At 66.1% G+C, this 233-nt stretch carries 1 protein-coding gene; it reads left to right on the top strand.

Annotated features, from left to right (window positions below; translation table 11 throughout):
• On the top strand, window positions 1–233 hold a 233-nt coding region (locus tag R2R70_RS23340), incomplete at both ends, for a histidinol dehydrogenase (protein ID WP_410979398.1).

The raw sequence follows: 233 nt of genomic DNA, 5'->3' as shown, positions 1-233 counted from the left end.
AGCGGCGCGCCATTGCGGGCATCAGCTGGCGCGACTTTGGCGCAGTCATCGTGGTGAAGGATCTGGACGAGGCCGCGGCCCTGTCGAACCGGATCGCCCCGGAGCACCTGGAACTCTGCGTCGCCGACCCGGTGGCGTTGAGCGAACAGACCATCCACGCAGGCGCCATCTTCATGGGGCAATATACGCCCGAGGCGATCGGCGATTATGTCGGCGGCCCCAACCACGTTCTG

Source organism: Cobetia sp. SIMBA_158, assembly GCF_046566945.1.
Lineage (GTDB): Bacteria > Pseudomonadota > Gammaproteobacteria > Pseudomonadales > Halomonadaceae > Cobetia > Cobetia amphilecti.
This window is presented reverse-complemented; position numbering and strand designations above follow the sequence as displayed.